Origin of the sequence: Shimia sediminis (assembly GCF_003990645.1) — a bacterium.
GTDB lineage: Bacteria > Pseudomonadota > Alphaproteobacteria > Rhodobacterales > Rhodobacteraceae > Shimia > Shimia sediminis.
Map to the genome: position 1 here is coordinate 89,458 of NZ_RYZK01000008.1, position 22,529 is coordinate 111,986.

Below are 22,529 nucleotides of genomic sequence, written 5' to 3' on the forward strand. Positions count from 1 at the left end.
TTCCTCAGGTCGTTGCAGTGGTAATCGCATGACCTGTCAGCAAGAGCGCAAGGCACCCGCCAAGGTCAAAATCCGGCGCGATGGTCGTGGCCTGTGCGGCCGCCTGACCCAGCGGCGCACCCGCCATCAGAGCGGTGACAAACGCCCCGCCACCGGTCGGCATCAGGTGCAGTTCCGGGTCGAACTCGGGCCGGGTCACCAGAACATCCTGGGCCTCGGCACGCGGCTTGTCGGCGCCGTCCACCATATTGAACCGCCAGATGTCGTGGATGGGCCAGGGCGAGGACAGCACCTCGACCGAGGGGGCAAACTGCAAACGTACCTGCTCCAGCTGTTCAGGGGGCACCCGTGCAAGCACATCGCCGCCAGCAGCCTCGGCATCTGCGGCGTGATAAGACCGGCGCAGCGCCATTTCCAACGCCGCCACATCCCCGAGATAGCCAATGTGTTTCAACGGCTCAAACCCGCGCAGAAAGTCGGGAAAGCTGGCGCCGTAGTACATCATCACCGGGCTTTCGGGTGGGGACTGACGTAGGTAAATGCCGGTGATACCTTTGAAATTCTCTTCGCCCAGCAGTTTTCGGATCACCGGAAAGCCGGTCTCCAAGGCTTCGGTCAGCGACACCGCCACATTGTTGCGATAGACGTCGAAGCGTCGCCCTGCGGCCCTGCCATCGGCATTGCGCAACCCCTCGGGGGTGGGCTGTGCTCCATCCAAGAGTGCGGTGCGAAACTCGGTCTGGGTCACGGTCATGCGGGCACCTTGGCCAGAGCGGCGGCGGCACGCGCGGCCTCAGATTCCAGTTCCGGCCAGTCGGGCACGTCATTGTCCCATTCGATCAGGATCGGGCGCGGGCCGGATAGGGCCAGCGTGTGATCCAACAGCGCCCAGACCGGATCAACCACGGGTTTGCCGTGGCTGTCGATCAGCAGGGGCGCGCCATGGTCATCGGTGTCTTCGTCATGGCCGCCAAGGTGGATTTCCCCCACCAGATCAAGAGGGTAGGCGGCGATATAGTCACGCGGATCATAGGTCAGGTTGGTGGCAGAGACAAAGACGTTGTTCACATCCAGCAAAAGGCCACAGCCCGTGCGCCTGGCCACCTCGCGCAGGAAATCCGGCTCGGCCCAGGTGCTTTCGGCAAAGGCCAGATAGCTTGAGGGGTTTTCGAGCATCATTTGCCGCCCGATCACCTCTTGCAGCTGGTCGATGTGATCGGCCACGCGCGTCAGGGTGTCGTTTGTATAGGGCAGGGGCAAGAGGTCGTTGAGAAAGGCGTTCTCGTGGCTCGACCAGGCCAGATGCTCGGAAAACACGGTGGGGTTCAGCCAGTCCACCAGGTGCTTCAGACGCTTCAGATGCTCGGCATCCAACGCGCCTTCGCCTCCGATGGACAGGCCAACGCCATGCACCGAGACAGGAAACCGTTCGGCCAGATGGCGCAGCTGTGCCAGCGGACGCCCGCCAGCTCCCATGTAGTTCTCGGCGTGGATTTCCAACCAGCCCACAACCCCCGCATCATCCATAATGTTCTGAAAATGCTGAGGTTTATAACCAACGCCGGGGGCGTTTGGCAGATCGGGGAAACGGGACGTCTCGTCAAACATGGGGGGCTTTTTGATCCTTGGTGTCAACTGGGCAGGTCGCGGTCCATCGCCTCGAGCGCGGGTTCGCGGGGCGTGCCATCCGCCATATCCGGCAGGGCGATTTCCAGGCAGGTGCCCTCATCCACCAAGGCCCAGGCGTTGCCCTGGTAATCCACAGTGGAGGTGCCCGCACATGTGGTTCCGGGCCCTGCGGCACAGCCGTTCTGTCCGGCCTTGGCGACGCCAAAACATTTCTCTTTCTTCGCGGCCTCTGCCGCAGAAGTTTGCATCATCAGGGCCGCGGCAACTGCGCTGGCCATTGTGACGGCTTTCATCCGATCAGACATGGGCACTCCCTTTCCCTTATACGTCAGAGCTTTTAACGAAACTTTACTGGTTAATGGCCCAACATAGCATGGGGTATCTGATCGGGGGCAAGAGGTCCCCGGCGCGAAAACCACGCCGGGGATAATGTCGGCTTATGCCGGCAGGTCACGCTCGAGCGCTTCCAGCGATCCTTTGCGCATCGAGCCATCGGCCTGTGCGGGCAGTTCGATCTCCATGCAGGTGCCTGCATCAACCAGGGTCCAGGCGTTGCCCTGATAGTCCACGGTCGAGGTGCCTGCGCAGGTGGTGCCGGGGCCAGCGGCGCAGTCATTCTTGCCGGCCATCGAAACGCCATAGCATTTTTCCTTGCCAGCCGCGGTGGCTTCGGTGTGGCTGACGGCGGTCAGGGCTGCGGCGACGGCGCTGGCAACTGCGAGGGTTTTTACGGTCTTCGACATGATGTTCTCTTCCCTAGTTAGGTTTGTCATTCGGGCCACCGATCCGGGTGGCATGAACAAAACCTAAGCCGGGAGAACCCACACGTACCAATCACGGGGGCGTGTATCACGGGCGCGTCAGGGCACGTGACGGTTTCGTGAAGATTCCAGCGCTGGAGGGCGGCAAATGTTTCGAAAACGAAACGGGCGCGCCCGGAATTCCGATGCGCGCCCGCGATTTGTTGCAATCGATGTTACGCGAGGTCAGGCGGTGTCGCCTCGGCCGCGAGTTGGCTCACGATTTCGTCCAATGTCTGGACTTTGCTTTGCTTCTCACCCAAGCGGCGGGTCGAAACGGTGCGCTCTTCGACCTCTTTCTTCCCAATGGCAAGGATCACCGGCACCTTGCCGACCGAGTGTTCGCGGACCTTGTAGTTGATCTTTTCATTGCGCAGGTCGGCCTCGGCGCGCACGCCAACGGCTTTCAGCGCTTCGGTCACCTCAAGGCAATAGTCATCCGCATCCGACACAATGGACGCCACAACCACCTGACGCGGGGCCAGCCAGAACGGCAGCTTGCCTTCCCAGTTTTCAATCAGGATGCCGATAAAGCGCTCAAACGATCCCAGGCAGGCGCGGTGCAACATATAGGGGCGGTGCTTGTCACCATCCGCCGCAATATAGGTGGCATCCAGTCGCTCGGGCAGGTTGGGGTCGACCTGGAAGGTGCCACATTGCCAGACCCGGCCAATGGCGTCCGTCAGGTAAAAGTCCAGCTTTGGCCCGTAGAACGCGCCGTCACCCGGCTCTAGCGTATAGTCACGGCCCACGGCCTTGATCGCGTTCTCCAGCGCGCCTTCGACGTAATCCCAGCTCTCGTCCGAGCCAACACGCTTTTCAGGGCGGGTGGCGAACTTGATCTCGAACTCGGGAAAGCCGAGCTCTTTATAGACGTCCGCGAGGAAATCGATGAACTTGGCGCATTCATCCTGAATCTGCTCTTCGGTGCAGAAGATATGCGCATCGTCCTGCGTAAAGCCACGCACACGCATGATGCCGTGCAGCGCGCCCGAGGGTTCAAACCGTGCGCAGGACCCGAATTCAGCCAGCCGTAGGGGCAGGTCGCGATAGGATTTCAGACCCTGATTGAACACCTGCACGTGACAGGGGCAGTTCATCGGCTTCAGCGCGTTGATGCGCGTATGCTCGCGGCTCTTGGCGCTGGCGTCGTCATTCTCGCCATCACGGCTTTCGTCGACCTCAACAATGAACATGTGGTGCTGGTATTTGTCCCAATGCCCCGAGGCTTCCCACAGTTTGCGGTCGACCACCTGTGGGGTGTTGATCTCTTTATACCCGCCCTTGCGCTGTTTGCGGCGCATGTAATCCTGCAGCTGCGTATAGATGCTCCAGCCGTTCGGGTGCCAGAAGACCTGACCGGGGGCCTCTTCCTGCATGTGGAACAGGTCCATCTCGCGGCCCAGCTTGCGGTGGTCGCGTTTCTCGGCCTCTTCGAGGAAGTGCAGGTGTTTCTTGAGGTCTTCCTTGTTCTTGAAGGCGACGCCGTAAATCCGCTGCAGCATCTGGTTCTTGCTGTCACCCCGCCAATAGGCGCCCGAGACGCGCATCAGCTTGAAGGCGTCGGCAGGCACCTGACCGGTGTGCTGCAGGTGCGGGCCACGGCACAGATCCTGCCAGTGGCCATGCCAGTACATGCGCAGCGGTTCGTCGCCGGGGATGGCTTCGATCAGTTCGACTTTGTAGGGCTCGTTGTTGGCCTCGTAGAAAGCCACCGCGCGGTCACGTTCCCAGATTTCGGTGGTCACGGGATCGCGGCGGTTGATGATCTCTTTCATCTTTTTCTCGATCGCGCCCAGATCTTCGGGCGTGAACGGTTCGGCGCGGTCAAAGTCATAGTACCAGCCGTTCTCGATCACCGGGCCGATGGTGACTTTGACGTCGGGCCAGATTTCCTGCACCGCGCGCGCCATGATATGGGCGCAGTCGTGGCGGATCAGCTCAAGCGCTTCGGCGTCGCTGTCTTTCAGCGTGTTGATCGCGATGCTGGCGTCGGCGTTGATGGGCCATTGCAGGTCCCAGTGCTTGCCATCAACAGTGGCTGAGATCGCTTTTTTGCCAAGCGAGCTTGAGATCGAGGCTGCGACCTCGGCAGGGGTAACACCACCTTCGTAAGAACGTGCGTTGCCATCGGGAAATGTAAGGGAAATATCGGCCATGTGCCTATAGCTCCTCGTCAGTTTGGCGCCTACGGGACGCCCGGTTGCGGGTATGTGGTTCGTGCGCGGTTGTGCGCCCAATTCCAGGGCAAGTCAAGACGCCATGGCACCGCGGAACACGACACACCCGGCACAGGCATTGTGTGCAAAGGTATGCGTTCGTACGCGCGGGTATACCCATAAATATTTGAAAAATATGAAAAAAATGTTGCATCCAAGGTTCCGTTGCGGCAACGCTGTGGAACGTTAAGCGAAATGGTCATACCCCGAGGAGTTTTCCTATGACCCGCCCGAATTCAGATCTCGATCTGACGAATGAAGACATGGATCTCATTGCAACGGCCCTGTTACAAACCCAGGAGGTTTTGTCCCAGAACCAGATGTCCCACGAGTTGAAAGCCGCCATCGAAGGTGTGCAGAACTGCGACAAGGCGCGGCGGGTCAATGACACCATGACCCAGATACAAGAGCTTCTGGGACGGCTGAATTCCCGAAAAAGCTACGGTCGCTCGTCCGGGGGCATGTCTGTCGGCGCCTGAGACCCCTTGAAGCGCGCGGCCGGGCCGGGTCTATTGACGATCAACGTCACAGATCACGCACGGGGGCCACCATGAGCCAGACGCAATTCTTCGAGAGCCCGCAAGGGCGCCGTATCGCCTATCACAAAAGCGGCTCAAAGGGGCCGACCGTGGTGTTTCTGGGTGGTCTTAAATCCGACATGGAAGGCACCAAGGCCGTGCATCTTGAGGCCTGGGCGCATAAACGCGATCAATGCTTCCTGCGGTTCGACTATTCCGGCCACGGCGAAAGTTCGGGCACCTTTGAAGAGGGTTGCATCGGCGATTGGCATCAGGACACGCTGGCGGCAGTTGATGCGCTGACCACTGGCCCTCTGATCGTGGTGGGTTCGTCCATGGGCGGCTGGCAGGCGCTGTTGCTGGCCCGCGCCATCCCAGACCGGATCACTGGCATGGTCACGATTGCCGCCGCGCCGGATTTCACCGAAGACAGCTATTGGGCGGGGTTCTCGGACGCGGAAAAACAGGCGCTCGATACCGTGGGTTTTGTCGAGCTGCCTTCGGACTACATGGAACCCTACATCATCACACGACGCATGATCCAGGATGGCCGCGAAAACCTGGTTCTGCGGTCCCCCCTGGCGCTGCCATTCCCGGTGCGCATGTTGCAGGGCACCGAGGATACTGCCGTGGAGACCTCTGTTGCGCTGCGGCTTCTGGATCATGCTGAGGGCGAGGATATTCGCCTCACTCTGGTCAAGGGGGCGGATCACCGTTTCTCGGATGAAGATTGTCTGAACCTGATCGAAAAGAGCGTCGAAAAGGTCATGAAGCGGGGATAAGTTACACAATGCGAACATTTGGGCGTTTTATGGGGCGATTTCTGGCCCTGCTGGTATTGGCCGGTTTTGCACTGTGGGTCTTTGGCCCGTACGAGCGTATTTCCGTGGTTCCCGACTTTGATCCGGCCGCGATCGGGGTGGATGTCGATGGATATCTGGCGGCTCAGGAGGGTGCCTTGGATGACATCACGCCAGGCACCGAAAAGCGGGTGGTCTGGCTGGGGGAACCGGGTGTCAAAACGCCCTTGTCGATTGTCTATGTGCACGGGTTTTCCGCCACCTCGGAAGAAATTCGCCCGGTGCCGGACAACGTGGCCGCAAACCTAGGCGCAAACCTGCATTTCACCCGGCTAACGGGCCACGGTCGCCCGGGAGAGGCGATGCCAACGGCTTTGGTGCAGGACTGGATGGATGACGTGGCCGAAGCGTTGGAGGTTGGCCGCCGGATCGGCGACAAAGTCATCGTGATCGCAACGTCCACCGGCGCGACGTTGATGGCCGAAGCGGCCCTGCAGCCCGAGATGATGGCAGGGGTAAAGGGCATCGTCATGATCTCACCCAATTTCCGCATCAACGACCCCGCCGCCTTTGCGCTGACCCTGCCTGCCGCGCGCCATTGGGTGCCCTCTGTGGCCGGTAAAACCCGCAGTTGGAAAGGGCAGAACGAAAGCCATGACACCTATTGGACCACAACCTATCCGACAGCGGGATTGTTCCAGATGGCTGCGCTGGTTCAGCACAGCCGCGCCTTGGATCATGCGGCGGCCTCGCATCCGGTGATGTTCATGTTTTCCGATGCGGATGATGTTGTCGACCACAGGGTTACGCGGGAAATTGCCAATCAATGGGGCGGTGCTGTGTCCCTGTCGGTTGTTGACTTGCCACAGGGCAACGACATCAATAACCATGTCATCGCAGGCGACATTCTCTCGCCTGGGTTCACGGATACAGCTTCTGAGAATATTCTGATCTGGATCAATAATTTAAAATAGAAAGCTAACGTTATGGATAAGGTGATGGAACAACGTGTCAGCCTGATTACACTGGGGGTTTCCGACATGGCCACCAGCGCCGCGTTTTACGAAGCGCTTGGCTGGACACGGGTCGAAAGCCCGGATGGCGTCATCGCCTTTGACCTGATCGGCCAGACCCTCGGGCTCTACCCGAAATCGGCCTTGGCAGAAGAAATGGGCATTCCAGAGTCCGAGATTGGCGGCTTTTCAGGCGTGACCCTGGCCCACAACTTAAGAGAGAAATCTGATGTGGCGCTTTTGCTCGCCACCGCCGAAGCGGCAGGCGCCAGAATCCTCAAACCTGCACAGGATGTGTTCTGGGGCGGCCACCACGGATATTTCGCCGATCCCGACGGCCACGTCTGGGAAATCGCATGGAATCCGTTCTCCGAATTGTCGCCAGAAGGGGCATTTCGCTGGGCCGGTTACGCCGGGTCATAAGGCGTGGCCGCGCTTGACCGTACCGGCCACTGTGCCAAACTGACCGGGTGGGCAACGACCCGTGTGAGGCAAGAGAGGCAAGAGAGATGAGCGAACCCCTGGTTCTCTTACCCGGAATGATGTGTGACGCGCGCCTCTTTGGGCCGCAAATCGCAGAACTGTCTTCTGAGTTCGTGGTGACGGTGGCCCCGATCACCCAAGGCGAGCGGATCGAAGAGATCGCCTCGCATATTCTGCCCCTGTTGCCTGCCAAGTTTGCGCTGGCGGGGCTCAGCATGGGCGGGATCGTGGCCATGGAAATCCTGCGCCGGGCACCCGAGAGGGTCACCCGGATCGCATTGATGGACACCAACCCATTGGCCGAAACCCCCCAAAGTTCAGCGGCTTATGAGCCGATGATCGTGGGCGCACGGGCAGGGCGGCTGGAACAGGTTCTGAGCGATTTCATGCGGCCCGAGTTTCTGGCCCCCGGACCGCTCCGAAACGAGATTCTGGCGCTCGTGCGTGACATGGGTCTTTATCTTGGGTCCGAGACCTTTGTGCGGCAGGCCCGTGCGCTCCAACGCCGCCGCGACCAACAGGGCACCCTGCGGCGCTGCAAAGTCCCGGCACTGGTGCTGTGCGGTGAGCATGACAGGCTGACCCCGCCCAAACGCCACACGTTCATGGCCGAGCTGATTCCCTATGCCGAGTTGCGCATGATCGAGGATGCAGGCCATTTGCCGACGCTTGAACAGCCTGCCGCCGTGACGGCTGCGTTGCGGGAGTGGTTAAAGCAACCGTTTGTTCTGCAATGAAAAAGGGGCCCAAAGGCCCCTGATTTCATTTGCGTGTCAGCCCAGTGTCAGGCGGCAGCATTGCTGTTTGCCGGCTTCTTGGCCGCCTTGGCCTTTTGGGGGGCCTCGGCGTTTGCATCGATGAACTCGAGCACGAGCGGGCGAATGTTGTTGCGCCAGCTTTTGCCTGCAAAGATCCCGTAGTGACCGGCTTCGGGCTCAACATAGCTGGCCTTTTTCTCGTCGGGCAGGCCGGTGCACATGTCCAGCGCGGCAACACATTGGCCGGGAGCGGTGATATCATCCTTGCCACCTTCGACGGTTTTCACGGCCACGGTGGTGATCTTGCCGATATCCACCTTGCGACCGTTAACGACAAACTCGTTGTTGGCAATCTCGCCGTTCTTAAAGATGCGTTCGACCGTCGACAGGTAGAATTCCGCCGGCATGTCCATCACCGCGAGGTATTCGTCATAGAAACGGTTGTGGGCGTCGTGTTCCGAGGCGTCACCGCGCACGACACGCTGGATCTGGTCCTGGAATGCTTTTGAGTGGCGATCGCCGTTCATCGACATAAAGGATGCCAGCTGCAACAGGCCCGGATAGACCATGCGCCCGACGCCGGGATATTTAAAGCCCACGCGCTGGATCATCATCTCTTCGAGCTGGCCCATGGTGACGCGGTGGCCAAAGTCGGTCACATCGGTCGCCGCAGCGTTCGGGTTGATCGGCCCACCGATCAGCGTCAGCGAGCGGGGCTGCGCATCGGGGTCTTCCTCGGCCAGATAAGCGGTGGCGGCCAGGGTCAGAGGTGCCGGCTGACAAACCGCGATCACATGGGTGTCGGGACCCAATTCTTTCAGGAAATCAACCAGGTAAAGGGTGTAATCCTCGATGTCGAACTTGCCTTCGGACACCGGAATGTCACGCGCATTGTGCCAATCCGTCACGTAAACTTCGCAATTCACGATCAAGCTTTTCACAGTCGAGCGCAGCAGGGTGGCATAGTGACCGGACATCGGAGCAACCAGCAGGATCTTGCGTGGCTGGGTTTTGCGACCGGCCACGTTAAAGTGGATCAGGTCGCCAAAGGGGCGTTCAACCACGGTCTCGATATTGACCAGGTGATCCTTGCCGTCTTCGCAGGTAAAGGTGCGGATGCCCCAGTCAGGCTTGACGACCATGCGCTGAAACGTGCGCTCCGTCACTTCGCCCCAGGCCCGCATCCACTCCAACGCAGGGTTAGGCATCCAGGAAAAAACCGGGTACGATGCCATTGCAAGGGCAGAGGCGCCCATCCACTGGTTGGTGTTTCGGACGGTTTCCATCCAGTCGTACGTGGCCATGTACCGCATGTGCGTCTCCTGTTTGACCGGGTATTGGCTGCCCGGAATTACATTTGCCCTGTTAAGTGCACGGGTTAATGCTGCGTAGCAGCGAGAATAGGACCAATTTTTGAATATGACAACTAAAGAGAATGCCGCAGACGCAAATCTGGATGTTTTGAACGAGAATTTGGCGCGTGTAGAAGAGTTGTCCAAGCGTCTTGTGGACGTGATGACTCACCGTAAACCCCTGCGTGCGGAATTGAACGCACCAGACACCGAAGTCTTTGTAAACGCTGCAAATGCTTACATGCAGTCCATGGTGCAAAACCCCGGCAAATTGTTCGAACATCAGCTGGAGTACTGGACCAAGTCGGTGCGGCATTTCGTCGACGCCCAGAATATGCTGCTGCACGGCAAGCTCGAGGCGGCCCCCGATGACACCCCGACAGACCGGCGGTTTTCCAACCCTCTGTGGCAGTCGCACCCCTATTTCAACTTTCTCAAGCAGCAATATATGCGCAACGCAGAAGCCATCCGTCAGGCGGTCGAGGACGCAGAAGGCGTTGAGGGTAAGGATAAACAGCGACTGGAATACTTCTCGCAACAGATCATCGACATGATGTCCCCCACCAACTTTCTGGGCACCAACCCGGATGTTCTGGAGAAAGCCATCGAAACCGAGGGGGAATCGCTGGTCAAAGGGCTGGAGAACCTGATTTCGGACCTCGAAGCCAACAATGGCGAGCTGGTCGTGCGGCTGGCGGATGAAGACGCCTTTGAGATTGGCCGGAACATTGCCACGACGCCGGGCAAGGTGGTTTATCGCAACCGCATGTTCGAACTGCTGCAATACAGCCCGACCACGGAAACCGTCCACGAGATCCCGCTGATCATCTTTCCGCCATGGATCAACAAATATTACATCCTTGATCTGAAAGAGCAGAACAGCCTGATCAAATGGGCCGTGGATCAGGGCTATACCGTCTTTATCGTCAGCTGGATCAATCCCGACCGGTCCTATTCTGACGTGGGCCTGGACGAGTACATCGAAGAGGGGTTCCTGACCGCGATCTCCGAGGTCAAGAAACTGACGGGTCAGAAACAGGTCAACGCCGTGGGCTATTGCATTGCGGGCACCACGCTGCACATGACCCTGTCGCTGATGAAACAGCGCGGTGACAAGTCGGTGAAATCGGCCACCTTCTTTACCACGCTGACCGACTTTGGCGATCAGGGAGAGTTCACGCCCTTCCTGCAGAACGACTTTATCGACGGGATCGACAAGGAGATCGAAGAAGAGGGGCTGTTGAGGTCCTACATCATGCAGCGCACCTTTTCGTTCCTGCGGTCGAACGACCTGGTCTATGGCCCGGCGATCAAAAGCTACATGATGGGTGAGGCCCCGCCAGCCTTTGATCTCTTGTACTGGAATGGCGACGGCTCGGGCCTGCCGGGCAAGATGGCGCACCAGTACCTGCGCGAGCTGTGCCAGGAAAACGAGTTTGTCGGCGAGGGCATCGAGCTGTGCGGGGAACGCCTGCATATCTCGGACGTCGATCTGCCGGTCTGCTCGGTGACCTGCGAAACCGATCACATTGCGCGTTGGAAAGACTGTTACCACGGGTTCCAGCAAACCAAGAGCCGCTCGAAAACCTTTATCGTGTCCGAGTCGGGCCATATCGCGGGGATCGTGAACCCGCCGTCGAAAAAGAAGTACGGCCATTACACCAACAAGGACGTCAAAGGGTCGGCGGACGACTGGATGGCGGGCGCAACCTTTAACGAAGGCTCGTGGTGGCCGGTCTGGGACAAGTGGCTTTCCGGGCGCTCGGGCAAGCAGGTTCCAGCCCGCGAACCCGGCGATTCGGAGCATCCTGTGCTTTGTGACGCTCCTGGACCCTATGTCCAGGTCAAGGCAACGCGTTGAATTAAAACGAAAATTAAAATTATTCTGCGGTGCAGCAAAAAAATCTTGAAATGCTGCGCTGCAGAAAGCATATTGTTTGCAGAAGATAACCGCGGACCACACCGCAACCGAACATTAAGGATCTGAACAATGGCTAAGACTCAAGACATGACCGCGATGCTGAAAGACATGATGGGTGCATTCCCCGTTGACACTTCGGCTCTGGAAGGCGCGTACAAAAACACCGCAGCCCTGAACGAAAAGCTGGCCGGCGTTGCGCTGGAAGCCGTCGAGAAATCTTCGGAAATCTCGTCGAAATGGACCAAAGACACTCTGACCAAACTGGCAGACATGTCGAAAGCTAAAGCTGAGCCCGCCGACTACGCCAAAGCCATGACCGATTTCGCATCGGCTCAGGCCGAAGTTGCTGCCGAAAACATGGCCGCCTTCGCTGAAGTTGCCAAAAAAGTTCAAATGGAAACCGTTGAACTGATGATGGCTGCTGGCAAAGACGTCACCGAAGAGGCAACCGCCGCCGTCAAGAAAGCCACCGACGAGGTGACTTCGGCTGCGAAAAAGGCAACTGCCAAAGCCAAGTAAGTAACGCGAACTTCTCGGCACCCTCCCTCCTCCCTGTAGTGGTGCCGAACGCGTGGGCGAGCCGATGGCTCGCCCTTTTTCTTTTTGTTTCCTTTTTTGCTGCGGTCGCATAGACTTTGCTGCAACGCGCAAAAAGATCTTGGGGAGAGACTTGTGGCCGAAGATAATAAACCACTGCTTATCAAGCGCTACGCGAGCCGTCGGCTCTACAACACCGAGACCAGCGATTATGTAACACTCGACGATATTGCCGGGTTTATCCGCGATGGTCGCGAGGTGCAGATTGTCGACCTCAAGTCCGGCGATGACCTGACGCGCCAGTACCTGTTGCAGATCATCGCAGAACACGAAAGCCGTGGCGAAAACATGTTGCCGGTGAATGTGCTCAACGATCTTGTGCGCAGCTACACCAATCAGGCCCAGAGCATGATGCCGCAGTTCCTGCAGGCCTCGTTCGACATGTTCCGCGAAGGGCAGGAAAAAATGATTGGCGGTGGTATGAAAGTGCCTGGCCTGGACGTGATACAGGCCCAGCAAGAGGCTTTCCTGAAGGCGATGACCAGCGGTTTCAGCGGTTGGAGCGGGGCAGGGTCCACCGAGCCTGCCGAAGACAAGCCAGCGGAAGAGGGCGAAGACCTCGACGATATCAAGAAACAACTGGCCGAGTTGCAGTCCAAGCTCAACAAAATGAGCTAGGACCGCCACCTTGCGACAGACCAAAGGCCCCGGAACCCTCCGGGGCTTTTTCATTGTGTCAGCAGAGTTTTCTAGAAAACTCTGACAGGTGAAAATCTTCTAGAAGATTTTCGGGGCCCGCGGGACCTTGGCGGTTTTGCAATTATGCGGGGTAGGTGATCGGCGTTCTCAGGCGGTCCTGTTGCATCCAGTCAAAATACGTGGCGCGAAGACGCTGCGCCACAGGGCCGGGCGCACCGTTAGAGAACACGCGGTCATCCACGCGGGTGACAGGCACCACCCCGCCGCCGGAAGAAGACAAAAACACCTCGTCGGCCTGCATCAACTCCTCAAGCGGCAAGGCGCACGTCTCAGTTTTCAGCCCCAGGCTGTCTGCCATCTCCAGGGTTGTCTGTCGCGTAATCCCGTGCAGGACACCGTGGTCTGCGGTCACAAGCCGGTCGCCGAACAGGGCAAAGACGTTGAAGCCGGGTCCCTCGGTCACATTGCCCGCATGATCAAGCAGCATCGCCGTGTCATAGCCTGCGTCCTTAGCCTCAAACAGTGCGGATGTGAAATCGCCCCAGTGATAGTTCTTGACCCTTGGGTTCACACTGTCTTGTGGAATGCGGCGCACGGATTTGCCGATCCAGACATGGGTTCCACGTGCGGCAATCTCTTCCGGCACCACATGCACATAGGGCACAACCCAGGCGTAAAAGTGATTGTCGCAATTGCGCGGATCGCGGTCTCCGGGAATGGGGTTGCGCCCGCGCGCCGCCACCATTGCGACATAGGCCTGGCGCAGCCCCGAGGCAGCAACCATCTCGGCCAGTGCCGCGCGCATGGCGTCCCGGTCCATGCCCACATCCATCCTGAGCGCCGTCAGCGACGCGATAAAACGGGTCAGATAGTCTTCCAACCGAAAGAACCCGCCGTGCCACACCGGCACAACGTCATAGGCGATGTCGGCGTGGGTCAGCCCCCAATCGGTCACAGGAACACCTGCGTCTGCAATGGGAATGACGCGTCCGCCCATCCAGGCGGCGCCGTTGCTCAGATCAGGGGGTGTCTTGATGGTCATGGGGCAAAGCTTGGCCACATTGCCCCATGTTTGGCAAGAGGTCAGGTGCCGTAGGCGCGGGCCTCACCCATGACATCTTCGGCAGCGCCCGTCAGCGCGCCAGCGATAATGTCCAGCTCTTCCCGTGTCAGCCGCGCGGGCAGGCGCACATCACAGGCCTTCATCAGCATGGCGCGGGTCTGGGGCAGCTCAGGCAGGTCCTTGATGAACTGCCAGTTCCAAAAGGCGCGGGCGTTGTCGGTGGACTGTCCAAAGACCTGCACCTTGACGCCGCGAGTGTTGGCAGCGTCCTGAAAGGCGAGGATCTGATTAGTGTCCAGCCCCACCAGATTGAACTGGATCGAATCCGGTGCGCGGTCTTCCGGCGCCAGCTTTTCAGGCACCTCCAACCAGGGCGAGGCGTTCAGAACACCAGCCACATAGTCATGGTTGGCGCGCCCGTCACGCACCCGGCGCGGCACTTCGGCCAGCTGCGGGCGGATGATGGCGGCCGACAGGTTGTTGAGCCGCAGATTGTAGAGCGGCAGCTGGTTCTGCCAACGTTCAAAGGCCGCGGCCAGGTCGTTCGTGTTGTCACCTTCGGGGGATTTGTGTTTCTGCCAGTTGTGCTCATAGGCCCCCGACATGATCACCGCGCGGGCCACAAGATCCGCATCATCGGTGACCAGAATGCCACCTTCGCCGGCATTGACCAGCTTGTAGGATTGGAATGAAAAACAGCCGACCCGCCCAATGGTGCCGATCTTCTGCCCATGCCAGGTGGTGCCCAGCGAATGCGCCGCGTCCTCGATCACCGGGATGTCGCGCGCGTCGCAGAGCGCCATGATCGCGTCCATGTCGCTGGTATGGCCGCGCATGTGGCTGATGATGACGGCGGAAATGTCGTCATCCAGCCGTTTCTCGAAATCCGCCACGTCGATGCGATAGTTTTCGCCCACTTCACACAGCACCGGCACGCAATCGGCGTGCACCACCGACGAGGGCACAGCGGCAAAGGTAAAGCCGGGGATCAGCACACGGGCATCGCGGGGCAGGTTCAGCGCCTTCAGCGACAGGAACAGCGCCGCCGAGCAGGACGACACCGCCAGCGCGTATTTCGTGCCCATCATCGCGGCAAACTCGGATTCCAACAGCGCGACCGGCGCATCCTGCGGCGCGGTATAGCGGAACAGGTCCCCGGATTGCAGCAGGCGCTCGACCTCGGCTTTGGCTGAGGCAGGGATGGGCTCGGCGTCATAAACGTTTGGCGGAAGGGTCATAGATTTCACTTTTCTTAATCCTTGCTTTGGGAAATATAAATAAAGCAAAAATTGAAATCCAGCCCCGAGGTCACGAAAACCGGACCTTTTCACAAAAAACCCCCACCTGGCGGGCAGGCGGGGGCAATCAGGCAGAAACTTGCTGACGGGGCTCAGACGCCGAGACGATCCCGCAAGGAAAACCAGGTCATCGCCAGCGCCAACAGCGGCGTGCGCAGGCCTGCGCCACCGGGAAACGACGGGGTGGGCACGCGGGCCATGGTGTCGAAGCCTTCGCTCTGGCCCGCAATGGCCTGCGCCACCAGCATGCCTGCATGGGTCGCCGTGCCCACACCATGCCCGGAATAGCCCGAGGCACTGATGATGCCACTGCCCAGCCGGGCAAAAAACGGCATGCGCTTCATGGTGATTCCCAAGGTGCCACCCCAGGCATAGTCGATCTCGATGTCCCTGAGCTGCGGGTAAATCTCGACCATCGGCTTGCGCACCACTGCGCTGATGTCGTCGGGAAAGCGATAGCCATAGGTTTCGCCGCCGCCGAACAACAGCCGCTTGTCATGGCTCAGACGGAAATAGTTGATCACGAACTTGCTGTCGGCAATCGCCACATCGCGCCGCAGCACGCCGTCCAATTCTTCGTCACTCAGGGGCCGGGTGGCCGCGATGTAGTTGTTGATCGGCATGACGCGTGCGGCGACCTTGCGATCAAGGTTGCCCAGATAGCCATTGCAGGCCAGCACCACATGTTCGGCCACCACGCGGCCCTTATCGGTCTGCACAACATTGGGGCTGCGCTTCTCCAGCCCTTGAACAGCAGAGTTCTCATAAATCCGCACCCCGGCCGCCACACAGGCCCGCGCCAGTCCCAGCGCATAGGCCAAGGGATGCAAATGCCCGGCCGACATGTCGAGCGACCCCCCGACGTATTTGGGCGAGGGACAGATGGCCTGCATCTGATCGCGATCCAGCGGTTCAATGGCGTCATAGCCATATTCGCTCTGCAAATAGGCGGCATACTCGTGTTCATGGCGCACTTCGCGGGCCGAGAAACAGGCATGTGCAATGCCGGGTTTCAGATGGCAGTCGATATCGTGCTTTTCGATCAGCCCCTTGGTGACCTGCTTGGCCTCTTCCGCCAAGAGCCACATCTTATGTGCGTCTTCCTTGCCCAACAGGCTTTCCAGCCCGTCCTGCCCCATGCGCTGCCCCGAGCCCAGCTGCCCGCCGTTGCGCCCCGAGGCGCCAAAGCCGACGCGATGCGCGTCGAGCAGCACAACGTCATAGCCCTGTTCCGCCAGATGCAGCGCCGCCGACAACCCGGTATAGCCTGCGCCCACGACACAGACATCCGCCTTGGTCTCACCGCGCAAGGGGGCAAAGGGCTCCAGCATCTCAGCCGTGGCCGCATACCAGCTCTCTGGATACTGACCCTGTTTATCGTTTGAATACAGCAAGTTCACGGCACACCCCCCATGTCTTCGTGTTGCCAATAAATACTCGCGCCGCAGGCTTCGGGGGCCTGCAGGCGCCCGAATGCCTGCAGATCACACGTTGAGCAAAAGATGCTCACGTTCCCAAGGTGAGATCACCGCCAGGAACTCGTCGTATTCCGTGCGTTTCACGATGGAATAGACACGCGCAAAATCCGGGCCCAGTACTTCGTGCAAGTCCTTGGCCTCGTCAAAGATGTCGAGCGCGGCTCCCAGCTCGCGCGGGATATCCTCTTCCCCTTCATAGGCGTCGCCCTTGAACTGCGCATCGGGGCGTTCTTTTTCCATCATGCCGAGATAGCCACAGGCCAATGACGCCGCGATGGCGAGGTAGGGGTTGCAGTCCATACCTGCCAGACGGTTTTCCACCCGGCGCGCAATGGGTTTCGAGATCGGGATACGAATGCCCGTCGTGCGGTTGTCGCGGGCCCATTCCAGATTGATCGGTGCCGCGTGGTCACGCACGTAGCGGCGGTAGCTGTTCACATAAGGTGCAATCAGCGGGATCGCCGCCGGCATGTGGTTCTGCAGGCCCGCGATAAAGTGAAAGAACGCGTCGGTGTCGCCCCCCTGTGGCCCCGAAAAGATGTTCTCGCCGGTCTCGATATCCACGATCGAATGGTGGATGTGCATGGCACTTCCCGGCTCGTCCCCGATCGGCTTGGCCATGAAGGTCGCATAGCAATCGTGCCGCATCGCGGCCTCGCGGATCAGGCGTTTGAAATAGAACACCTGGTCGGCCAGGGCGACGGGATCGCCGTGCAACAGGTTGATTTCCAGCTGACCGGCGCCGCCTTCCTGGGTGATGCCGTCGATATCGATGCCCTGTGCCTCGGCAAAATCATAGATGTCGTCAATGACCGGGCCGAACTCGTCGACTGCCGTGATCGAATAGGCCTGACGTGCCGCCGCAGGGCGCCCCGAGCGGCCCATCATCGGCTCGATCGGCTTGGCCGGATCAATGTTGCGCGCGACGAGGTAGAACTCCATCTCGGGCGCGACAACGGCTTTCCATCCCTTCTTGGCATAGAGGTCGACAACCCGTTTCAGTACGTTGCGCGGGCTGTACTCAATGGGATTGTCGTCAATGTCATAGGCGTCGTGGATCACCTGAAGCGTCCAGTCACCTGTCCAGGGCGCTGCCGTGGCGGTGCTCCAGTCCGGGCGCAGCACCATGTCTTTTTCGATAAAGCCGTCGTCACCCGCCGCTTCGCCCCAGCCACCGGTGATGGTCTGGTAAAAGATCGAATCCGGCAGATGGAAATAGCTTTGGTCTGCGAACTTCTTGGCAGGCACCGCCTTGCCGCGGGCAATGCCCGGAAGATCCGAGACAATGCACTCCACTTCATCGAGGCGTCTGCCTTCGAGGTAATCCAAAGCCGCTTGCGGGATTTTTTTCATCCAGTCGGCCATTATGCACGCTCCTTGCGGAAGAAATCCGCCATCTGGTCGGCGAAGCTTTCGTTCGCCACCGGTAAATCAAGTTTTGTCGCCGCTGCGTCCAGTTGATCCTGCGGGACCACCCCTTTGCCGCGGGTGTTGATCAGCCCGTCGATAAAGGCCGAGCCAAACTCGGGGTGGGGCTGGATCGTCAGAATCTGGTCGCCATACAGCAGCACGGCGTTTTCGCAAAAGTCGTTCGAGGCCAGCACTTTTGCACCTTCGGGCCGTTCAGTCACCTGGTCCTGGTGCCAGGCGTTAAAGGCCATCTCGACGCCGCCAAAGTCATAAGATTGCCGCCCCACGGCCCAGCCGCCCGCGAATTTCTCAACTTTGCCACCCAGCGCCTGGGCGATGATCTGGTGGCCAAAGCACACCCCGATCAGCGGGTCACCAATACCGGCGATCTCGCGGATCAGCTCTTCCAACGGGGGGATCCAGTCGTGATCCTCGTAGGCCCCGTGTTTCGAGCCCGTGATCAGCCAGCCGTCCGCCTCTTCGACCGAAGCAGGGAACTGGTTGTCCACCACGCTGAAGATTTCAAACTCGAACCCCTGATCGCGCAGGAGTTCCACAAACATATCGCCGTAGTCGCCCAGATCGTCCTTCAACTCGTCCGGGGAATGTCCGGTTTGCAGAATACCGATTTTCATGTGTCACCGATTTTTTGATCAAATTTAGCCTAACCGAGCGAATCGCTTCCCGCAAGAGGGCGCTGATCGCCGGGTTTCTCGTTGTCGTCCTTCCGCGCATGGGCCGTGGCCCGGTGCTTGCGCGGAAGGGCCTAGACTCTTTCGAGGTAGAGCTTCCAGTGATCTTTTTCCGGCATCTCGGCCAGCTTGGCCAGTTCCTGCCGCTTGGTCATGACCATGTTCTCGATCAGCCGCGCAGGCAGGCAGCGCGCGATGAACGCGTCGCTTTCAAAGATGTCGATGGCCGCGGCCCAGTCCGGGGCCAGTTGCGGCAGCTCCATATCATAGGCGTTGCCAGTGATCGGGGCAGGGGGCGTCAGCCCTTCTTCGATACCCTCGATGGCGGCACCCAGAACACAGGCCAGCATCAGATAGGGGTTGATGTCACCACCCGCAACGCGATGTTCAATGCGGCGCGCCTGATGGGGGCCGCCCGGAATGCGGATCGCCGCAGTGCGGTTCTCATAGGCCCAGCAGGCCCCGGTCGGCGCATGGGCGCCGGGCACGAGACGATCATAGCTGGGTCCATGCGGGGCAAAGATCAGGGTCGAGGCGGGCATCGCCTGCACACAGCCTGCGACAGCCTGCAACAGGGTTTCCGTGCCTTCCGGGCCGCCATTGTCAAAGACGTTGTTGCCGTCCTGGTCCAGCACCGAGAAATGCACATGCATGCCGTTGCCAGCATCATCGGCATAGGGCTTCGCCATGAAGCTTGCGGCCATGCCGTGCTTGCGGGCAATGCCACGTACGAGAAACTTGAACAGCCAGGCATCATCCGCCGCGCGCAAGGCCGCCTGATGGGTCAGGGTGACTTCGAACTGGCCGACACCGCTTTCGTTGATGATGGTCTGCACCGGCAGGCCCATGGCCTGACAGCCATCGTACAACTCGGTGAAAAACGCATCAAAGGCGTCCAATTCATCCACCGACAGGATGTCGGGGCCAAACAGGCGCTGTTTGCTGCGCGGATCGCGCGGAGGCTTGGGGCGCTTGCCATTCGGATCGACCAGCGAGAACTCCATCTCGGTTGCCGCCATCACCGACCATCCCCGTGCCGTATAGCGGTCCAACACGCTCGCCAGGGCCTGTCGCGGGTCGCCAAGATAGGGGCTACCGTCTTCCATATGCATGGTCAGCGGCACCAGCGCCGAAGGGGTCGCCAGCCACGGCATGGGCACCGCACCCCGATCGGTCGGAAACAGAATGCCATCCGCATCGCCGGTCTCGAACACCAGCGGCGAATCCTCGATATCCGCGCCCCAGACATCGACGTTCAGACAGGACAGCGGCATGCGGATCGCGCCCTTGTCGAGTTTTGCGCCATACGAAGAGGGCACGCGTTTCCCGCGCATCTGGCCATTAAGGTCCGATGCGGCCACACGAAGGGTCGAAAACTGGCTCAGATCCATGGGAGGACTCCGGTTGGATTTGCCCGTTTGTAGCGCAGGGTTTCGGCCCTGTCCATAATTTGATCAAAAAATGAAAGGCAAGGCAAATTGCAGAGGGGCAGCTGGGTGATCCTGGGGATTTTCACGTAAATGTGTTGACCTTTCCCGGCCTGCCCGCGTCATAGTAGCTGGCATAATTGACTCATTGCGCCCGAGGCCCATCTTGGGCGTAGATCAGAATTTTCTTAAAGGGGAGATTGAAATCATGTCCAACCTGTCCAGACGCCAGATGCTGGCTGTGACCGTTGCCGCCACGGCGCTGACCACCTATGCGCCCATGGCGCTTGCCGCGGATATTCCCGCGCCCAAGGGCGGCGGCGGTGTCGTGGTGTTCTACCGTGGTGGCTCAACTGCAGGCAATGCGGTGCGTTTCAGCATCGAAGACGCCAATGGCAACGTTGTCGCAAACCTGCAACGCGGCGCGATTGAGCCTGTGCATGTGCCCGCTGGCGACAACTTCTTCCGCGTGCCCGAGGCCAACAACACCGAGGGCACCATCCCCGTGAAAGCAGGCGAAACCGTCTGGATTCGCTGCTTCCTGGATGCCGCCACCAATACCGGCAAGCTGCAATTCCAGCGCGTCGACGAAGCCAGGGCGCGTAAAGAGCTGCGCATCTGATAAACGATGGTCCGCCTCAGCGAATGATGTTGGGGCGGAACCGCATCTTGGCCCTTGCCTCTTGCGGCAAATGCCGGTTCAGACGCTTGTTGATCAACCCGAACAACCCGACAATGATCAGCGTCAGGATGATGAAATACATCGCCAGGATCGGGTAGGGCACAAACGGGTTGAACGTCTTATCCGCGAAATAGCTGGCGTAATACAACGCGTCTCCGCGCTGGCGCAGCACCGGAAAGCCCGAGAAAAACACCAGCGTTGTGGCGTGAAACAGAAAGATCGCCTCGTTGGTATAGGCAGGCCAGGCCAGCCGCATCATGGTCGGAAACACCACCCGTTTGAACCGCGACCACCCCGACATGCCATAGGCATCGGCGGCTTCCGTGTCGCCCTTGGGGATCGACAACAGCGCGCCATAGAAAATCTCGCCCGAATAGGCTGCCGTGTTAAAGAACAAGACGACCAGCGCCCCCAGCCACGCCGAGGTAAAGGGCGAAAAGAACGGCACCGCCTGTTTCAGCGACAGGAACAGGAAGTAGGCAAAGAAAAACTGGATGAACAGCGGTGAGCCGCGGAAGACAAAGATGAACCACTCCGCCGGTTTTCTCAGCCATCGGCTCTGGCTGTTTTTACCCACCGCCAGCGCCGTGGCGAAAAAGAACCCGGCAATCAACGCGAGCGCCCCGAAATAGATGTTCCAGATCATGCCCGAGCCGATCAGCGTGAACTGCTGACACAGGGTGTAATCCTCGCGCGGCAACAGCCGCTCGCCAATCCCGATCGAGCGCAGGGCATAGTCCTGAATGGTGATCCAGCAGCTCATGCGTTGGCCCTCCGCTGGGCTTCACCGCCCGCCGTGGCCTGCCCATGGGTCAGACGTTTCATCACTTTGTCCAGCACCACCTCGGAGACCTTGGTAAAGGCCAGATAGAACACCAGCAACGCGCCAAAGTAGTACATCCGCCAATCACCATGCGGATATTCGGTAAAGCGCGCGTTCTTGGTGCCCCCCAACTCGCGCGCCCAATAAACGATGTCCTCGACACCCAGCAGGAACAACAAAGGAGTCGCCTTGATCAGCACCATCCACAGGTTCGACAGACCCGGCAGGGCATAGACCCACATCTGCGGCACCAGCACCCGCCAGAATGTCTGGCGGCGGGTCATGCCATAGGCCTCGGCGGTTTCCAATTGCGCACGCGGCACGGCGCGCATGGCGCCAAACAACACGTTCGAGGCAAAGGCGCCAAACACGATGGCAAAGGTCAGCACCGCAAGGAAAAAACCATAAGTTTCATGCACCCATTGGGCCGAGGTCGACAACGGCAGCTTGGCCTCGGCGCAGACCACAAAATCGTTGCCCTGACGAACGGGCTGATCCCAGTCCGGGCATTTGACCTGATGGCGCAACCATTCAAAGGCCTGATCCAGCGCGATCACGAAAAACAGGAAAAACGCAATGTCGGGCACGCCGCGCACGATGGCGGTATAGCCCTTGCCCAGCCAGCGCAGCGGCGCGATCCGCGACCGTGCGGCCGTGGCCCCGGCAAAGCCGAACATCAGCGCCACAGGCGCAGTGATGGCCAAAAGCACAAGAACAACAACAACGGACACATACATGCCCATATGCTTGCCCGTGGTCAGGTAACAGCTGAGCCAGGTCAGGCCTTCCAGCGTGTCCGGGTCTGTACAATAGGAAAACATGCGGTTGATCTGTCCTTGTTCGTCGTGTTGTCCGCTCAGACTACCCCGGTTGGGGCAGGAGCCTGCAACAGTCGGGTTCGCAACCTATTGGGGCTGCGAACCCGGT

23 protein-coding genes are annotated in these 22,529 nt (G+C 59.5%); 9 read left to right on the forward strand and 14 right to left on the reverse strand.

Annotation, left to right across the window (positions count from 1 at the left end; genetic code table 11):
- Positions 1–4: 4 nt before the first annotated feature.
- From EK369_RS15970 to thrS, 5 genes are all read right to left on the reverse strand, one after another.
- Positions 5–754 (reverse strand): HvfC/BufC N-terminal domain-containing protein, encoded by a 750-nt coding sequence (locus tag EK369_RS15970; protein ID WP_127115262.1) that lies wholly within the window; start codon positions 752–754, stop codon positions 5–7.
- On the reverse strand, positions 751–1,608 hold the full coding sequence (gene bufB / locus EK369_RS15975; protein ID WP_127115263.1) for an MNIO family bufferin maturase: 858 nt from the start codon (positions 1,606–1,608) through the stop codon (positions 751–753). Before bufB ends, EK369_RS15970 begins: the two co-directional genes overlap by 4 nt.
- 23 nt (positions 1,609–1,631) lie before the next feature.
- Positions 1,632–1,934, reverse strand: a complete 303-nt coding sequence (locus tag EK369_RS15980; protein WP_127115264.1) for a BufA1 family periplasmic bufferin-type metallophore — start codon at positions 1,932–1,934, stop codon at positions 1,632–1,634.
- Between the two features lie 132 nt (positions 1,935–2,066).
- Complete coding sequence (locus EK369_RS15985; RefSeq protein ID WP_127115265.1) at positions 2,067–2,372, reverse strand: BufA1 family periplasmic bufferin-type metallophore; 306 nt, start codon at positions 2,370–2,372, stop codon at positions 2,067–2,069.
- 233 nt (positions 2,373–2,605) lie between these two features.
- On the reverse strand, positions 2,606–4,588 hold the full coding sequence (gene thrS, locus EK369_RS15990; protein ID WP_127115266.1) for a threonine--tRNA ligase: 1,983 nt from the start codon (positions 4,586–4,588) through the stop codon (positions 2,606–2,608).
- Between the two features lie 281 nt (positions 4,589–4,869).
- Between thrS and EK369_RS15995 the strand changes: the two genes are divergently transcribed.
- The 5 genes from EK369_RS15995 to EK369_RS16015 all read left to right on the forward strand — a co-directional run bounded on the left by EK369_RS15995 (position 4,870) and on the right by EK369_RS16015 (position 8,199).
- Positions 4,870–5,127, forward strand: a complete 258-nt coding sequence (locus tag EK369_RS15995) for a hypothetical protein (RefSeq protein WP_127115267.1) — start codon at positions 4,870–4,872, stop codon at positions 5,125–5,127.
- A 71-nt stretch (positions 5,128–5,198) separates the two neighbouring features.
- Positions 5,199–5,948, forward strand: coding sequence for an alpha/beta fold hydrolase (locus EK369_RS16000; protein WP_127115268.1), 750 nt, complete (start codon positions 5,199–5,201; stop codon positions 5,946–5,948).
- 29 nt (positions 5,949–5,977) lie between these two features.
- Complete coding sequence (locus tag EK369_RS16005) at positions 5,978–6,940, forward strand: alpha/beta hydrolase (protein ID WP_235871451.1); 963 nt, start codon at positions 5,978–5,980, stop codon at positions 6,938–6,940.
- Between the two features lie 24 nt (positions 6,941–6,964).
- Positions 6,965–7,402: a VOC family protein gene (locus tag EK369_RS16010; protein ID WP_127115270.1), complete on the forward strand. Its 438-nt coding sequence runs from the start codon at positions 6,965–6,967 to the stop codon at positions 7,400–7,402.
- 86 nt (positions 7,403–7,488) lie between these two features.
- Entirely contained in the window at positions 7,489–8,199 is a 711-nt protein-coding gene (locus EK369_RS16015) for an alpha/beta fold hydrolase (RefSeq protein ID WP_127115271.1), read from the forward strand.
- A 47-nt stretch (positions 8,200–8,246) separates the two neighbouring features.
- Here EK369_RS16015 and phaZ read toward each other — a convergent pair whose 3' ends face one another.
- On the reverse strand, positions 8,247–9,533 hold the full coding sequence (gene phaZ / locus EK369_RS16020; RefSeq protein WP_127115272.1) for a polyhydroxyalkanoate depolymerase: 1,287 nt from the start codon (positions 9,531–9,533) through the stop codon (positions 8,247–8,249).
- A gap of 106 nt (positions 9,534–9,639) precedes the next feature.
- On the opposite strand from phaZ, the gene EK369_RS16025 reads away from it, so the two are divergent.
- The 3 genes from EK369_RS16025 (at position 9,640) to phaR (ending at position 12,708) form a co-directional block, all read left to right on the forward strand.
- The gene (locus EK369_RS16025; RefSeq protein WP_127115351.1) at positions 9,640–11,433 is read left to right on the forward strand and encodes a PHA/PHB synthase family protein; all 1,794 of its coding nucleotides are present in this window, start codon (positions 9,640–9,642) and stop codon (positions 11,431–11,433) included.
- A 129-nt stretch (positions 11,434–11,562) separates the two neighbouring features.
- Positions 11,563–12,012, forward strand: coding sequence for a phasin, PhaP (locus tag EK369_RS16030; RefSeq protein ID WP_127115273.1), 450 nt, complete (start codon positions 11,563–11,565; stop codon positions 12,010–12,012).
- A 153-nt stretch (positions 12,013–12,165) separates the two neighbouring features.
- Complete coding sequence (gene phaR / locus EK369_RS16035) at positions 12,166–12,708, forward strand: polyhydroxyalkanoate synthesis repressor PhaR (protein WP_127115274.1); 543 nt, start codon at positions 12,166–12,168, stop codon at positions 12,706–12,708.
- A gap of 142 nt (positions 12,709–12,850) precedes the next feature.
- Here phaR and EK369_RS16040 read toward each other — a convergent pair whose 3' ends face one another.
- The 6 genes from EK369_RS16040 to EK369_RS16065 all read right to left on the reverse strand — a co-directional run bounded on the left by EK369_RS16040 (position 12,851) and on the right by EK369_RS16065 (position 20,061).
- On the reverse strand, positions 12,851–13,771 hold the full coding sequence (locus tag EK369_RS16040; protein ID WP_127115275.1) for an aminotransferase class IV: 921 nt from the start codon (positions 13,769–13,771) through the stop codon (positions 12,851–12,853).
- A 41-nt stretch (positions 13,772–13,812) separates the two neighbouring features.
- Positions 13,813–15,030: a DegT/DnrJ/EryC1/StrS family aminotransferase gene (locus EK369_RS16045; protein WP_127115276.1), complete on the reverse strand. Its 1,218-nt coding sequence runs from the start codon at positions 15,028–15,030 to the stop codon at positions 13,813–13,815.
- A 152-nt stretch (positions 15,031–15,182) separates the two neighbouring features.
- Entirely contained in the window at positions 15,183–16,490 is a 1,308-nt protein-coding gene (locus tag EK369_RS16050; protein ID WP_127115277.1) for an NAD(P)/FAD-dependent oxidoreductase, read from the reverse strand.
- Positions 16,491–16,574: 84 nt separating this feature from the next.
- On the reverse strand, positions 16,575–17,933 hold the full coding sequence (locus EK369_RS16055; RefSeq protein WP_127115278.1) for a glutamine synthetase family protein: 1,359 nt from the start codon (positions 17,931–17,933) through the stop codon (positions 16,575–16,577).
- The gene (locus EK369_RS16060; protein WP_127115279.1) at positions 17,933–18,613 is read right to left on the reverse strand and encodes a type 1 glutamine amidotransferase; all 681 of its coding nucleotides are present in this window, start codon (positions 18,611–18,613) and stop codon (positions 17,933–17,935) included. The genes EK369_RS16055 and EK369_RS16060 overlap by 1 nt, the downstream gene beginning before the upstream one ends.
- A 131-nt stretch (positions 18,614–18,744) precedes the next feature.
- Positions 18,745–20,061 carry a glutamine synthetase family protein gene (locus EK369_RS16065; RefSeq protein WP_127115280.1) on the reverse strand — a complete coding sequence of 439 codons (1,317 nt, stop codon included), beginning with the start codon at positions 20,059–20,061 and terminating at the stop codon, positions 18,745–18,747.
- Between the two features lie 244 nt (positions 20,062–20,305).
- Here EK369_RS16065 and EK369_RS16070 point away from each other — a divergent pair, with 244 nt between their 5' ends.
- Positions 20,306–20,719, forward strand: a complete 414-nt coding sequence (locus EK369_RS16070) for a hypothetical protein (protein ID WP_127115281.1) — start codon at positions 20,306–20,308, stop codon at positions 20,717–20,719.
- 16 nt (positions 20,720–20,735) lie between these two features.
- Here EK369_RS16070 and EK369_RS16075 read toward each other — a convergent pair whose 3' ends face one another.
- Positions 20,736–21,542, reverse strand: a complete 807-nt coding sequence (locus EK369_RS16075; RefSeq protein WP_127115282.1) for an ABC transporter permease — start codon at positions 21,540–21,542, stop codon at positions 20,736–20,738.
- Positions 21,539–22,423: an ABC transporter permease gene (locus EK369_RS16080; RefSeq protein ID WP_127115283.1), complete on the reverse strand. Its 885-nt coding sequence runs from the start codon at positions 22,421–22,423 to the stop codon at positions 21,539–21,541. Before EK369_RS16080 ends, EK369_RS16075 begins: the two co-directional genes overlap by 4 nt.
- Between the last annotated feature and the right edge of the window lie 106 nt (positions 22,424–22,529).